General features: G+C 66.4%; 13 protein-coding genes. 2 read left to right on the forward strand and 11 right to left on the reverse strand.

The genetic code is table 11. From position 1 onward, the window contains the following. Positions 1-8: 8 nt before the first annotated feature. From ACE10W_RS32245 to ACE10W_RS32260, 4 genes are all read right to left on the reverse strand, one after another. A complete protein-coding gene (locus ACE10W_RS32245; RefSeq protein ID WP_038965667.1) occupies positions 9-635 on the reverse strand; it encodes a CMD domain protein in 627 nt (208 codons plus the stop codon). A 114-nt stretch (positions 636-749) separates the two neighbouring features. After that, entirely contained in the window at positions 750-1,787 is a 1,038-nt protein-coding gene (locus ACE10W_RS32250; protein ID WP_161533545.1) for a putative FMN-dependent luciferase-like monooxygenase, read from the reverse strand. Between the two features lie 126 nt (positions 1,788-1,913). Further along, on the reverse strand, positions 1,914-2,696 hold the full coding sequence (locus ACE10W_RS32255) for a MetQ/NlpA family ABC transporter substrate-binding protein (RefSeq protein ID WP_028174223.1): 783 nt from the start codon (positions 2,694-2,696) through the stop codon (positions 1,914-1,916). Between the two features lie 228 nt (positions 2,697-2,924). Further along, the gene (locus tag ACE10W_RS32260; RefSeq protein WP_028174222.1) at positions 2,925-4,382 is read right to left on the reverse strand and encodes an MATE family efflux transporter; all 1,458 of its coding nucleotides are present in this window, start codon (positions 4,380-4,382) and stop codon (positions 2,925-2,927) included. A gap of 148 nt (positions 4,383-4,530) precedes the next feature. Here ACE10W_RS32260 and ACE10W_RS32265 point away from each other — a divergent pair, with 148 nt between their 5' ends. Beyond that, positions 4,531-5,109 carry a TetR family transcriptional regulator gene (locus ACE10W_RS32265; protein WP_028174221.1) on the forward strand — a complete coding sequence of 193 codons (579 nt, stop codon included), beginning with the start codon at positions 4,531-4,533 and terminating at the stop codon, positions 5,107-5,109. 48 nt (positions 5,110-5,157) lie between these two features. Here ACE10W_RS32265 and ACE10W_RS32270 read toward each other — a convergent pair whose 3' ends face one another. Continuing rightward, positions 5,158-6,345, reverse strand: coding sequence for a CaiB/BaiF CoA transferase family protein (locus tag ACE10W_RS32270; protein WP_375762438.1), 1,188 nt, complete (start codon positions 6,343-6,345; stop codon positions 5,158-5,160). Between the two features lie 162 nt (positions 6,346-6,507). Here ACE10W_RS32270 and ACE10W_RS32275 point away from each other — a divergent pair, with 162 nt between their 5' ends. Further along, complete coding sequence (locus tag ACE10W_RS32275; protein ID WP_375762439.1) at positions 6,508-7,395, forward strand: VOC family protein; 888 nt, start codon at positions 6,508-6,510, stop codon at positions 7,393-7,395. 5 nt (positions 7,396-7,400) lie between these two features. Here ACE10W_RS32275 and ACE10W_RS32280 read toward each other — a convergent pair whose 3' ends face one another. The 6 genes from ACE10W_RS32280 to ACE10W_RS32305 form a co-directional block, all read right to left on the reverse strand. Then, complete coding sequence (locus tag ACE10W_RS32280; protein WP_028174218.1) at positions 7,401-9,056, reverse strand: copper resistance D family protein; 1,656 nt, start codon at positions 9,054-9,056, stop codon at positions 7,401-7,403. A gap of 10 nt (positions 9,057-9,066) precedes the next feature. Then, positions 9,067-9,429, reverse strand: coding sequence for a copper resistance CopC family protein (locus ACE10W_RS32285; protein ID WP_039183916.1), 363 nt, complete (start codon positions 9,427-9,429; stop codon positions 9,067-9,069). A gap of 172 nt (positions 9,430-9,601) precedes the next feature. Beyond that, entirely contained in the window at positions 9,602-10,672 is a 1,071-nt protein-coding gene (locus ACE10W_RS32290; RefSeq protein WP_049832519.1) for a HoxN/HupN/NixA family nickel/cobalt transporter, read from the reverse strand. Positions 10,673-10,860: 188 nt separating this feature from the next. Then, complete coding sequence (locus tag ACE10W_RS32295) at positions 10,861-11,631, reverse strand: amino acid ABC transporter ATP-binding protein (protein ID WP_074077324.1); 771 nt, start codon at positions 11,629-11,631, stop codon at positions 10,861-10,863. Between the two features lie 16 nt (positions 11,632-11,647). Beyond that, positions 11,648-12,490: a transporter substrate-binding domain-containing protein gene (locus ACE10W_RS32300; RefSeq protein ID WP_028174214.1), complete on the reverse strand. Its 843-nt coding sequence runs from the start codon at positions 12,488-12,490 to the stop codon at positions 11,648-11,650. Positions 12,491-12,534: 44 nt separating this feature from the next. Further along, on the reverse strand, positions 12,535-13,176 hold the full coding sequence (locus ACE10W_RS32305; protein ID WP_028174213.1) for an amino acid ABC transporter permease: 642 nt from the start codon (positions 13,174-13,176) through the stop codon (positions 12,535-12,537). Positions 13,177-13,178: the final 2 nt, after the last annotated feature.

Genomic DNA, 13,178 nt, shown 5'->3' on the forward strand with positions numbered 1-13,178 from the left:
CGGTCTCCTTACGCGCCAGCCGCGGCGTTTGCAGTGCGCCCAAGCGAGGCGCCGAGCACGCGCAGGCCCGTGACGACGCGCACCTGGAACGACAGGAACGCAACGAGCTGGGAGAAGGTGACGATGCCGGTATTCGACCAGCCGGCGGCCAGCAGCGCCTTCATGTCGGCGGACGCGGCATCGCGCGGCCGGAACACCAGCAGATGCGCATGCTCAAGCGCCGCAACGAGCCGAGGACCGAGGTCGGGTTTGCGCTCTGCGCTGACGCGATAGATCAAACCGGCCGTGTTCTCGACCGACAGCGGTCCAGCCGGGAAAGCGCCGTACGGGCCCGAGGTCGCGCCGCGCGCGATTTCGACCTCGATCGCTTCGACCAGGCGCGCTCCTTCGGCGGTCGCCGCGAGCTTTGCCCGGTAGAACGCGGCGACAACGGGCTCGCGGTGAAGACCGATCACGAAGAACGCGACCGCGGCGCGCTCGGAAAGCGAAAAATCGCCGGCGTCGATCGGCTCGAACAGCGACAGATAGCTCTTCTGCGCGTTCTCGCGCGCCTGCACGCGCTTCGCGCGGATGCCGTCCAGGGCGGACCCCGGTTCGATCCCGGCGAGCGTGTCGATGATATCCTTCGTCGCCATCATTCAGCCTCGTGCAACGCGATCATGTTCATTCCGACTATTGTTTGAGCGTGATTTTTCGGAAGACCGCTGCGGACTTTGCACTAACGCGGCCCTTCGGCTCCGGATCATGCTTTAGCCCGCCAGCGCCACGTCTTGCGCCGCCGTCCGGGTCCAGCCCAGCGCCGGCGCCACCTTGTCCGCGACCAGCTCGATCGAGCGCAGGATATAGGGGTGCGGTGCATCGACCGAATGCGCCTGGAAGACCAGGTCGGTCACCCGCTCCAGCGTCGCGTCGCCACGCAGCGAGGCGATGACCTCGTCGGCGGCGCCGACATGGGTGTCGAACGCGGTGATCATCTCCGCCAGCGTCTCGCCCGGCGGAAGGTGACCGCCCTTCATGAATTGCGGCAGCGCGCGCCGCAATCCAATGTCGGCAAGGCGCATCGCCTCACGATGGTCGTCGGCGACGAAGACGCTGCGCGAGGCCATGATGCGCGGCTCGCGTCCCGGCGGCAGCGCTTCGAGATAGGCGTCGATGATCGGGTTCTGGATCTCGGCCAGCGTTGCGCGCGGCGCCTCCTTGGCCCGCGGCTGGGTACGCGAGAGCAGGAGGCCATCGCCCGCCTTGCCGGCGCGGGCGCCGCCGGCGACCGAGAATGTCGCCTGCCAGATCCGGCCGTCCAGTTGCGGCCGCTGCGGATAGAGCGTGTCGCCGCCGGTGAGCGGCTTACCGGCGAGCGCGGTGCGGACGACCTCGAGATTGCGCGCGAAGATCTCGTTGCGCTGGGCGCTGTCGAGACCGAAGGCGGCAAAGGCCGACGGATTGCCGCCGGTGCCGACGCCGAGCTCGAACCGGCCGTCGCAGAGAAGGTCGAGCACCGCGGCGTCCTCCGCCACCCTCACCGCATTCTCCAGCGGCAGCGTGACGATGCCGGTGCCGAGGCGGATGCGCGAGGTCTGCGCGGCGACATAACCCAGGAAGGTGAAGGGCGACGGCAGGCCGCCCTCGCGCTCGTGAAAATGGTGCTGCGCGATCCACGCGGAATCGAGGCCGGCCTTCTCGGCGCGCACGATCTGCTCGGCCGCAAAGCGATAGCGGTCCGCCGGCGGCGCCTCGTCGAGAAGCCGCGTGAAGAAGCCCAGTCTTTTCAGATTTGCGAACCGTTTCATGCCAACCGCGCCCAACGTTGCAACAGCCCGCATGATGTCCGCTGCCGCAGCGCGAGGCAAGCAGCCGCCGCGCAGGGCTGCCACCCCGGAGCCATCCATTCCTGCCGAAGATACGACGCTGGCTGCCTACCAGCTGGGCAGCACCGCCCCCTTGAACTTGGTCAGGACGAACTCCTTGACCTCAGGCGTGTGGTAGCTGTCCACGAGCACCTTGACCCAGGGCTTGTCCTTGTCGGCGGTGCGAACCGCGATCAGGTTGACATAGGGTCCCTTCGGATCCTCGCGCAGGATCGGATCCTTGACCGGATCGAGGCCCGCCTGGGTTGCATAGTTGGTGTTGATCGCGGCCGCGTCGACGTCGTCGAGCGCGCGCGGCGCCTGGGCGGCGTCGACCTCGATGAACTTCAGCTTCTTGGGATTCTCGGTGATGTCGAGCACCGTGGGCTTGAACCCCGTGCCATCCTTCAGCTTGATCACACCCTTGTCGCGCAGCAGCAGCAGCACGCGGCCGCCATTGGTCGGATCGTTCGGGATCGAGACCTTGCCGCCCTCCGGGATATCGGCGAAGGCCTTGTGCTTCTTCGAATAGACGCCGATCGGGAAGTTCACGGTCAGGCCGACGGCCTCGATCTTGTAGCCGCGATCGGCTTTCTGGTTGTCCAGATACGGCTGGTTCTGGAACGAATTGGCCTGGATCTCGCCGGCGTCGAGCGCGGCGTTCGGCACCACATAATCGGAGAACTCGAGCAACTGGATATCGAGCCCCTGCCTGGCGGCGATCGGCTTCACCGCCTCGAGGATCTGCGCATGCGGCCCCGGCGTCACGCCGATCTTGATGGTCTCGGCTGTTGCTGTGGCCGACCAGGCGGCGAGCACGGTCGAGAGGATCAGAGGGAGGCGAAACGACATCTTGGTCTCCGTAGGTCTGCGACAATGATTGGAACCGTATTCGCTTCTCCGCAGGATGAAATCAATAAAATGGAAATCCATATTGGCGGCCTGGGCGGGCCACACCTTCTCCATTCGACGCCAAACAGAAAACGAATTCACGGCGCCCGACGGCGCTACAGTTGCTGACCAACGCGCTACTGCTGCCGGTGCCGGCCGTTGGCGTTGCCAGCATCAGGTGAGCCGCGCCTATTCGGACCGCCAGGTCGACGGCGACAGCATGACCAGGGCGCAGATCGCGGCATAGGCTGCGAGCGCCACCGCGACCATGGTGGCGAGCCCCGCCATGCCCGCGCCAAAGCTTGCCACCGCGATCCAGCCGCCGCCGGCCGCGATCAGGATCCGCGCGATCGAGGAGGCGAGCGGCCCCATGGCGCGCCCGGTGCCTTGGGCGGCGAAGGACGTGACGAAGCCGAAACCGAGCGCGGCATAGGCCGGCGCCACGATGCGCAAATAGGTCATGCCTTCGCTCACCACCTCGGCATCGCGGCTGAAGAGATTGAGCCAGGCGGTCGGGAAGATCGCGACCAGCAGGCCGATCGTCCCGGTCATGACCATGCCCACGATGCCGCTGATCCAGCCGATCCGGCGCGCCCGCGCGGTCTGGCCCGCGCCCATGTTGACGCCGACCATGGTCAGGGTCGCCGTGCTGATGCCGAACAGCAGCGGGATCATGATGTAATCGAGCCGCGAGGCGATGCCGTAGCCGGCGAGCGCGGAGGTGCCGAACAGGCCGACCGCGCCAGTGACGAGGATGACGGTGAGGTTGGTCAGCACCGCATTGAAGGCGGTTGGAATGCCGACCTTCAGCATGTCGCCGAAGATTTTTGGGCGCAGCGGCACGATGTGCAGCGTCAGGCCTGTCGCACCCGAGGCCATGTAGCGCAGCAGGAACAGCATGGCCGCGCCATAATAGAGGCCGAAGGCGACGCCGGCGCCGCCGATGCCGAGCCGCGGGATCGGCCCGAGGCCGAAGATCAGCGCCGGCGAGACCGGGATGGTCACGATTGCGCCGACCAGCGTCACCAGCGCGGGCACCTTGACGTTGCCCGAGCCACGCAGCGCCGCCGCCTGGAGGTTGACGATCCACACCGGAATGGCGCCGGCGAACAGATAGTTGGAATAGGTGGTGGCCGCAGCGAGCGCATCGCCCTGGCCGCCGAGGGTCCGGTAGAGCCACGGGCCGCCGAGAGTCACGCCGAGCGTGAACACACCGCCGGCGAGGATAGCGAGCACGACGGCATGAAACAGCGCCGCCTCGGCGTCATCACGGCGCCCCGCCCCGACCGCGCGCGCGACCGAGGACGCAACGCCGCTGCCGAACCCGCCGTTCGACATCATGGTCATCAGCATGAAGATCGGGAATACCAGCGCGGCGCCCGCCAGCGCGTCGGTACCGAGGAACCCGACGTAATAGGCCTCGGCAATATTCACCGCGGTCTGCGCCACCAGCACGGTCACGGTCGGCGCAGCCAGCTTGAGCAGCGTGGGGAGGATCGGCGCGATCAGCAGTGCCGCTCGCCGCTGCTCCGCCGCGCTTGGGGTGACGGCGGCGCCTGGCGCGGCCGCCTGGCGAAGCGGAGCCGCGGCATGGGCCGCGACTTGCGCGGCGGGCAAGGCTGGGGCGGCGGCATCCTCGACTGACATGGCCATGGTCCTTGCGTGCGTGCCGGACCGCCGCCAATCGGCCGCCCATTGCATTACGGCCATAATGTAATATTATGATCGTAATTCAATAGCCCGCTCCTCACGATTTCGTTGGCCGGGGTGGACATCGGCTCCCAAGGAGGCGCGATTGGCGCGGTACGACAAGGGACACCGGGACGCGACGCGGCGGCACATCATCGACGTCGCCTCGGCGCAGTTCCGCGAGAGCGGCATCGCCGCCGTCGGTCTCGCCGGCATCATGTCCGAGGCCGGCCTGACAAACGGCGCCTTCTACACACATTTCGAATCCAAGGAGGATCTGGTGCGCGCGGTGCTGCTGGATGCGCTTGAGCGGCGCGAGCAGCGGCACAAGGACAATCTCGAAAACGGCATCGCGCTGGAGACTACGATCCGCGACTACCTCTCCCCGCGCCATCGCGACCACGCCGGGACCGGCTGCCCGACCGCGGCGCTGGCGTCCGAGATCGCGCGGCATCCGAACGCGACGCGTGAAGCCTTCACCGCAAAGATGTCCGACATCATCGCGCTGATGGCGGCGCAGATGCCGGATGGCTCGGCTGCGGAGCGCCGGCGACGCGCGATGTCGGTCTATGCGACCATGGTCGGCGCGCTGCAATTGTCGCGGGCCGTGAGCGACAGGCAGTTGTCGGAGGAAATTCTGGAGAACGCGGTGAAGGCCGCGTTGGCGCTTGCGAATGGGCGGTGACGCGTTCGAAATCTTCGGCGACCCAACTGCGGCCGCTCTCCGACCCAGCTAGACGATGCCGCTTTGCCGGAGCGCGGCGATCGCGGCCGCGTCATAGCCGAGCTCCGCGAGGACACGATCGGTATGCTCGCCGAGCGTCGGCGGGCGGCTCGCGATGTCACCCGGCGTTTCCGACAGCCGCACGGCGGCCCGCGCCACCGGCGCGGGGTTCGGCAAGCCCGGATAATCGACGTCCTGCATGAAGCCGGCGGCACGAATGTGCGGATGATCCAGCGCCTGTTGCGGGCTGAGCACCGGCCCTGTCGGAATCATGGCCTTGCCCAGCGTGTCGACGGCCTCCTGCGTGGTGCGCTCGGCGCACCAGCGCGCCATCCGCTCGCTGATGACGGGGCCGTTGTTGCCGCGGCTGATGTCGTCGGCAAAGCGCGGATCGTTCAGCCACTGCTCCTCCTCGCCCATCAGCCTGGCCCAGCGCTTGAACAGCGGATGACCGGTGACCTGGCACAGCACCCAGCCGTCTTTGGTGCGGTAGATGTCGGCGGGCGCTGCGGTCTGGCCGAGATTGCCTGTCGGAACGCGGTTGACGTTGATGACGGCCTGTTCGATCAGCGTGGCATTGGTGAAGGACAACGCGGTGGCCAGCAGCGCGCCCTCGACGATCTGCCCGCGCCCGGATTTCGCACGCTCCATCAGCGCCGCGAGCGTGCCGAACGCGCAGTGCAGCGCGGTTCCGAAATCGACCCAGTTCACCGCGGCGCGGTACGGCGGATCGCCGGCGCCGGTCATGTACACCGAGCCCGACATGACCTGGCCGACACCGTCGAAGCCGACGCGGTCGGACCAGGGCCCCGGCCCGCCGAATGCGGTTGCTGTCGTCAGGATGATGTCGGGCTTGATCGCGCGAAGCGAGTCGTAATCGAGCTTCATCGCGCACAGGGTCTGCGGCGGCAGGTTGGCGACGACCACGTCCGCGGTCGCAACCAGGCGGCGCATCACCTCTTGCCCCTCCGGCTTCATCGGATCGAGCGTGATGCACTTCTTGTTGCGGTTGACCTGGAGGAACAGCGCGCCCTCGCCGCCCGCGCCGACCGGCGCCACGAAGCGATCCTCGCTGCCGTCGCGCTTCTCAACTCGAATGACCTCGGCGCCGAATTCGGCCAGCAAGGTCGCGCAATAGGGACCCGCGATATAGCGCCCGAAATCGAGGACGCGCACGCCTTCCAGAACTCCCCCCATTGACCCTTTCCTTGATGTCTTCCGCCCAGATTACAGGGAATGGTTGCCGCGGCAAGGTGGCCGGCGGCATGCCCCGATCAGCAGATGTGATCGGCCGACGGTTCGACTGGCCGATATTCTGCTCTAATATGACCCGTCCGTCCCACACCCAGAGCCGCAGCCATGCCGCAACAGTTCGATCGATCCGCTGAAGACCTCGGCAACGCGATCCATTTCGAGCACGTCAACATCCAGGTCCCGGATCAGCGCCTGGCGACGTTATTCTACGTCGCGGGACTTGGGCTCACCCGCGATCCCTATCTGATGGTGTCGGACACCAACATGTGGATCAACGCCGGACGGAGCCAGTTTCACCTGCCGAGCGGCAGGCCGCAGGTGCTGCGCGGCCATACCGGCCTCGTCATCGAAGACCGCGAGGCGCTGCTGGCGCGATTGGCGTCGGTCGCGAAGAAGCTCGAGGGGACAGCCTTCACGTTCGCCGAGCACAACGACTATGTCGAGGCCGTCTGCCCATGGGGCAACCGCATGCGTGTCCATGAACCGGACGCGGCGCGCTTCGGGCGCATCACGCTCGGCATTCCCTATGTCGAATTCGACGTGCCGATCGGAACGGCATCGGCGATCTGCGCCTTCTATCCTGACATCATGGGCATGCCCTCAGGCATGCGGAATGGCGACGGCACGGTTGCGGCGGTGAAGACGGGCCGCGACCAGCACCTGCTGTTCCGCGAGACCGATCGGCCGCAGGGCGAGTATGACGGGCACCACGTGCAGATGTACATCACCGACTTCTCCGGCCCCTATCGCAGGCTGCTCGCGCGCAACCTGATCTCGCGCGAGGACAATCAATATCAGTACCGGTTCTGCGACATCGTCGATCTCGACGGCGGCAAGAGGCTGTTCACGGTCGAGCACGAGGTGCGCAGCGCGACCCACCCGATGTTCATGCGGCCGATGGTCAATCGCAATCCTGTCGTCACCAACCGGAACTACGCGTTCGGCCATGATCAGACGTCATGGGCGATGGGGCCGGATCAGTACGACGGATAGCGCGTTCAGGCTTCGCGGTAATCCAGCAGGATCAGCCCGACCAGGATGAAGGCGACCGGCCAGATCCAGGCCGCCGCCCGCCTGACCCGGCCGTCGAGACGCAGTTCGAGCCAGCGGGCCCAGCCGGCGGCGACGCCGCAGAGCGCAAGCGGGGTGTGGCTCATCTCGATGAGCAGCTGGTCCTTGATGTTAGCGATCGCATGAGAATGCGTGAGCAGCAGGGCGCCGCCGAGCGCCGTGGTCAGGGGAAACACCAAGGCCGACGGACCGGCCTTGGTGCCGCGCAGCCGCACTCGCCATTCGAACAGGCCGAACACGGCGATGAGCAGCACGAAGATGCGATGCTGCGCCACCTCCGGATCACGCAGCGACTCGAAGAAGCCCGCCGGGCCGAGCGGCCAGGCCTGCTCGTCGGCGCGGAAGAACAGGAAGGCCGCCATCGCGAGGAAGAGCAGCGGCCAGTGCCGCGCCCAGCGCCCCCAGCGGAAATGCTCGACCAGCGCCAGGAGCCCGATCAGCACCACGAAGACGCCGGCCCAGTGATGGTTGTACTCCGACCAGGCGATATCCTCGGCATTGCGCGGCAGGATCGTGCCCTCACCGGGAACGTAGGCCGATTGCGCGCTCGCGCGCCCGGCGTCTGCCAGGGTGATCTTCGCCTGGAGCTGCGCGACGGTCAGTCTGTCGTAATCCGGGCTGGTCAGGCGCGGCGGCCATTGCGGCGCGGCGCGCTCGACGATCTCCTGCCAGTCCAGGCGATCATGAGGGAGATCCGCGCCCGGCGGCAATGACGTCAGGGACGCCGCAGCAAGCAGCACGGTGATGCCGATGCCGATCTCGACCTCGGCGAAACGCTTCAGGCGAAAGATCGGCGTCGTGGGGTCGCGGCGCAGACGTTCGACGAGGAAGTAATTGCTCGCGCCAAGCATCAGCAGCATCAAGAGCAGCCCGACCTTCGCCAGTGTCATGACGCCATAGGCGGTGCCGTAGACCGCCGCGACGGAGCCGATATAGTTCGCCGCCATGACCAGACCACCGGAGACGATCGCCGCGACCGCCGCCATCGACATCAACGAATAGCGGCGCGCAATGAGGCGCCAGTCACCGGCGTCCTTGCAGCCGTTCAGCGCGATCAGGAAATAGGGCAGACCGCCGATCCAGGCGGCCGCCCCCGCCATGTGACCTGCGTCGGACAGCAGCAGCGGCCAGCGCACATCCGGCCGGCTGGCCGCATGCGTGAGCCGGGTCTGCATCGCGAGCGCCAGCACCGACAGGGCGAGAAGCGCGGCCGACCGCACCCGGTGCGCGGGGCCTTTCGTCAGGACGGCGATGCCGGCTGCGCAAGCCGCGATCACGAGGTCAGCGCGGCCAAAATCGGCAGTGACCGCTTCGCTCCAGGGCACCTGGAGCGTTCCGACGAGCGCGGCCGCGTTGAGCGCCAGCGAGGCGACGGTGAGGAGCGCCCATGCGACGGCGCTGAACCGCAGGAACGCGCGGCATCGCTCCTCGATCGAGAGGCCGAAGACGGAGAGCTGCGGCTGCAGCGGCCCCCACAGCAACAGCTGAAACGCGAGACCGCCGAGGGTGAACGACTGGGCGATCAGGATCAGGCCCCGCAGGACCACCGACAGATAGCCGAAGATGTCGAGGAGCAGGTACACGGCCGTGGTTTCAGCGGACGGTGAACGGAATGTCGCCGCGGGTGATGTGCCCGTCGACGCTCAAAACCTGCCAGCGCAGGTGCCATGTCCCCGCCGGCAGCAGCGTCTCATCGGCATTGAGCTCGTCGGCGGGCGCATCGGAAGCCGGCCTCAGCGCGCGCGACGCACCGTCCGGTGCCAGCAGCGTCAATTTCGAGCGGGCGTGATCGATCCGGCTGTTGAAGTGCAGGCGGATCGCGACGGTGTCACCGGATATTGTCGCGCCGGTCGCCGGCGAGGACGAGACGATGATGGCGTGGGCCTGGGACGCGTGCGGATGAGCAGGAAGCCACAGGGCAGTTAGAACGAATGCGATTCGGAAGAACCCGCGCATGATGCTCACTCGCTGTCGACAGCCGTCTCTTTCACCCGCCCCCTGGCGTGTGAACTTTACCGGACGCTATGTTGGAGCGAGTTGGTTGTTCGCAAGAGCGCGAGGAATTTGGATCTGATCGCGGATCGCGGAAAATCGCCGATTGTTGCCGTTGCGACACACTCAGGTGCGATCACCCCGCCGCGGCGTCCCTGCTCAGCGCGTCAGGATCGACCATGCGCCGCCGGGCGCCCGGAGCGATACGGCGATAGAGCACGACCGAGACGAGCCAGGCGAGCGCGAACAGCGCGATCACGGCGAAGCCGAAATTGGCGAGGGAGTCGTTGATGGCCTCGACCAGCGACCACAGCCCGCCGGACAGGCCGAGCCGGTCGCCGACGAGCCCCAGCGCCTCGATGCCGCCGATGAACAGCGCGACCGCGATCGAGGCGCCGGTGATCGTGAGGTTGTACCAGAGCTTGCGATAGGGATCGACGAAGGCCCAGCGATAGGCGCTCACCATCAGCGCGGAATCGGCGGTGTCGACCAGCGCCATGCCGGCGGCGAACAGGGCGGGGAACACCAGCACATGCGCGAGCGAGGCGCCGCGCGCGGCTTCGGTGGCGGAGATGCCGAGCAGGCCGATCTCGGTCGCGGTGTCGAAGCCGAGCCCGAACAGCAGGCCAAGCGGATACATGTGCCAGGGTTTGGTGACGAGGCGGAACATCGGGCCGAGCAAGCGCGCCAGGAATCCGCGGGCCGCGAGCAGCGCCTCGAGCTGCGCGGCGTCATGAATGCCTTGCTCGCGCACCTCGCGCAGGATCCGCCACAGGCCGACGAAGATGGCGAGATTGATCGCCGCGATCACCAGCAGGAACAGCGCCGATACCGAGGTGCCGATCAGGGCGCCGATCTCCTTCAGCAGGCTGTCGCCGCCGAGGCTCACGACGCCGAGCGCGAGCAGCGTGGTCGCGGCCAGGACGACCGTGGAATGGCCGAGCGCGAAATACAGGCCGACGCTGCGCGGCGCATCGCCCGCCTGCATCAGCTTGCGCACGACATTGTCGATCGCGGCGATGTGGTCGGCATCGACGGCATGACGCAGGCCGAACACCCAGGCGAGCAGTGCGGTCGCCATCACCGCGGGCCGGTCGCCGAACATCGCGAAGGCGAAGGCCCATGCGGCGATGTTGGCGGCGATCAGCCCGCCAAACAGCACGCCGGGCTCGAACGCCAGCCTCGCGACACCACCTGACTGAATCACGTCACCCCTCCGAGTATGATGTTCATACCAATCCATCATACTCGCCGGCAAGAGCGGGGCCATGTTCGGGGGACACAGCCGGTCACCCGGGAACGCGCGTCTCCACGATCGGCGATCGCGACATAGCGACGGCAGTTCGCGTCGAGCGCCTGGGTGGCGTGCAGGCGACCATCGGACCCATCCCCGACTCAATGCGCCGCCAGGATCTCTCCCAGAAACTTCCTGGTGCGATCGTGCTGCGGATTCCTGAAGAAGCTTTCCGGCTCGGCCTCCTCCACGATCCTGCCATCGGCCATGAAGATCACGCGATCGGCGACCTGCCGCGCAAACCCCATTTCATGGGTGACGCAGATCATGGTCATACCATCCGTCGCGAGCCCGATCATGGTGTCGAGGACCTCCTTGACCATTTCGGGGTCGAGCGCGGAGGTCGGCTCGTCGAACAGCATCACCTTCGGCTCCATGCAGAGCGCGCGCGCAATCGCAACGCGCTGTTGCTGGCCGCCCGACAACTGAGCCGGATATTTCTCGGCCTGGTTCCCTATTCTGACCCGATCGAGCAGACGGCGCGCGGTCTCTTCGGCTTTCGCCCGCGGCACACCCCGGGAGCGCATCGGCGCCAGCATGCAGTTCTCCAGCACGGTCATGTGCGGAAACAGGTTGAATTGCTGGAACACCATCCCGACCTCACGACGCACGGCATCGACCGAGCCGGCAGCGTCGTTCAGCCGCGTGCCGGCGACGACGACTTCGCCGCGCTGGTACGCTTCCAGCGCATTGATGCAGCGGATGAGGGTGGACTTGCCCGAACCGGACGGCCCGCACAGAACGATTTTTTCGCCCGGGCGGACCGTCAGGCTGATCTCGGTCAGGACCTGGTAGGTGCCGTACCATTTGCAGACGTCGCGCATGGCGATCATCGGCTCTGGAGCAGTTTCCATCGCGGCTACACCCGGCATGGCGCTCTCTCCCTGCCTAGCTGACGTTGAAGGGAATACCGGGAATGGTGTCGGGGAAAGCCGGCAGCCGATTATTCATCCACTTCTGATAGATCTTCGCCAGCTCGCCATTGGCCCTGATCTTCTCAATGAAGTCGTTGGCGAAGGCGTTGATCTCCTTCTCTCCGAGCCGGGTGCAGGCGCCGTTGTAGAGTTTCGTGAATTCGAGCTTGTTCTCGTAATAGCCGGGCTTCGATTCATCGAGGCGCGGAACGTAGAAGATGTTGCCACCGACCGCCTGGACCTGACCGGACAGCAGGGCCTGCATGGTCGGCGCGTCGCCGTCGAAGCGGCGAATGGTCGTGCCCGACGGCGCGGCCTTGGTCACGTCGCTGTCCTGCACGCTGCCGCGCGCGACGCCGATGACGTATTTGCCCATGTCTGCCGGAGATTTGATCTCGAACTCCTTCGGCGCGATGAAGGTGATGATGTTCGCGCCATAGGGTTTTGAGAACTGCACGGCCTTGGCCCGCTCCGGCAGCATGGCCATGGTCGCGAACAGGATATCGACACGACCGGAGGTCAGGGCCGGGATACGATTGGCGACCGCCAGTTGCGTGAACTCGGCGGGCACACCGAGCTCCCTGGCGAACAGCGCCGAAATCTCCGCATCGTACCCATCCTGCTTTCCCGTCGCATCGACAAATCCCCAGGGCGGATTATCGCCCTGGATGCCGATCAGAACCTTGCCCCTCGCCTTGATCTCCGACGGCGTCACCGCATAAGCGGCGCGCGTCAGCACGAATGGCGAGGCGATCGTCGCCGCTCCGAGCGCCAGCAGACGACGCCGGTTGAGTCCTGTGGTCCTTGCGTTGGTCATCATTCCCTCCTCTGTCCTCGTCCTGTTGTCTGTTGTTGCCCTCGTCATCGCGCGGCGACGGCCATCCGGCGTTCAAGCTGCGCGCCAACGAGCGACAGCGTCCAGCAGATGGCGAAATAGAGGGCGCACACCAAGCCGAGGACGAGCAGCGGCTTGAAGTTCTGGTTGGACACGATGGTCCCGGCCCGCATCAATTCGGTGAAGCCGATGATCGCTGCGAGCGACGTTCCCTTGATCAGCTGGACCAGAAATCCGATCGTCGCCGGCAGCGAAATGCGGATCGCCTGCGGCAGGACGACATCCTGCATCCGCGAGCCGTAGTTGAGGCTCAGCGCCTTGGCGGCCTCGACCTGGCCTTTCGGCACGGCCTCGATCGCGCCGCGCCAGATTTCGCCGAGGAACGCGCCGGAATGCAGCGTGAAGCCGATGGAGACCGAAACCCAGGCATCGAGCTTGAGGCCCGCCAGCGCCAGCCCGTAATAGACCACGAACAATTGCATCAGAAGCGGCGTGCCCTGGAACAAGGCGATGTAGCCGGCCGCGACGCGCTCCAGCGCGCGGTGGCCCGACGTGCGCGCGAGCGCCACGCCGAGGCCGGCGATCGAGCCGACCACGAAGCCGATCGCGGACAACGCAAGTGTCCATTTGAGGCCACCGAGCAGAAACAGGAACTGATTCCGGTCCATCG

Origin of the sequence: Bradyrhizobium sp. B025 (genome assembly GCF_042257955.1) — a bacterium.
Taxonomy (GTDB): Bacteria; Pseudomonadota; Alphaproteobacteria; order Rhizobiales; family Xanthobacteraceae; genus Bradyrhizobium; species Bradyrhizobium diazoefficiens.

Excerpts from the sequence above, each read along its gene's own strand:
- ACE10W_RS32285 (WP_039183916.1), bottom strand. The coding sequence starts at position 9,429 with ATGCGCGGGTTCTTCCGAATCGCATTCGTTCTAACTGCCCTGTGGCTT.
- ACE10W_RS32245 (WP_038965667.1), bottom strand. The coding sequence starts at position 635 with ATGGCGACGAAGGATATCATCGACACGCTCGCCGGGATCGAACCGGGG.
- ACE10W_RS32300 (WP_028174214.1), bottom strand. The coding sequence starts at position 12,490 with ATGACCAACGCAAGGACCACAGGACTCAACCGGCGTCGTCTGCTGGCG.
- ACE10W_RS32250 (WP_161533545.1), bottom strand. The coding sequence starts at position 1,787 with ATGAAACGGTTCGCAAATCTGAAAAGACTGGGCTTCTTCACGCGGCTT.
- ACE10W_RS32275 (WP_375762439.1), top strand. The coding sequence starts at position 6,508 with ATGCCGCAACAGTTCGATCGATCCGCTGAAGACCTCGGCAACGCGATC.
- ACE10W_RS32305 (WP_028174213.1), bottom strand. The coding sequence starts at position 13,176 with ATGGACCGGAATCAGTTCCTGTTTCTGCTCGGTGGCCTCAAATGGACA.
- ACE10W_RS32295 (WP_074077324.1), bottom strand. The coding sequence starts at position 11,631 with ATGCCGGGTGTAGCCGCGATGGAAACTGCTCCAGAGCCGATGATCGCC.
- ACE10W_RS32260 (WP_028174222.1), bottom strand. The coding sequence starts at position 4,382 with ATGTCAGTCGAGGATGCCGCCGCCCCAGCCTTGCCCGCCGCGCAAGTC.
- ACE10W_RS32255 (WP_028174223.1), bottom strand. The coding sequence starts at position 2,696 with ATGTCGTTTCGCCTCCCTCTGATCCTCTCGACCGTGCTCGCCGCCTGG.
- ACE10W_RS32270 (WP_375762438.1), bottom strand. The coding sequence starts at position 6,345 with ATGGGGGGAGTTCTGGAAGGCGTGCGCGTCCTCGATTTCGGGCGCTAT.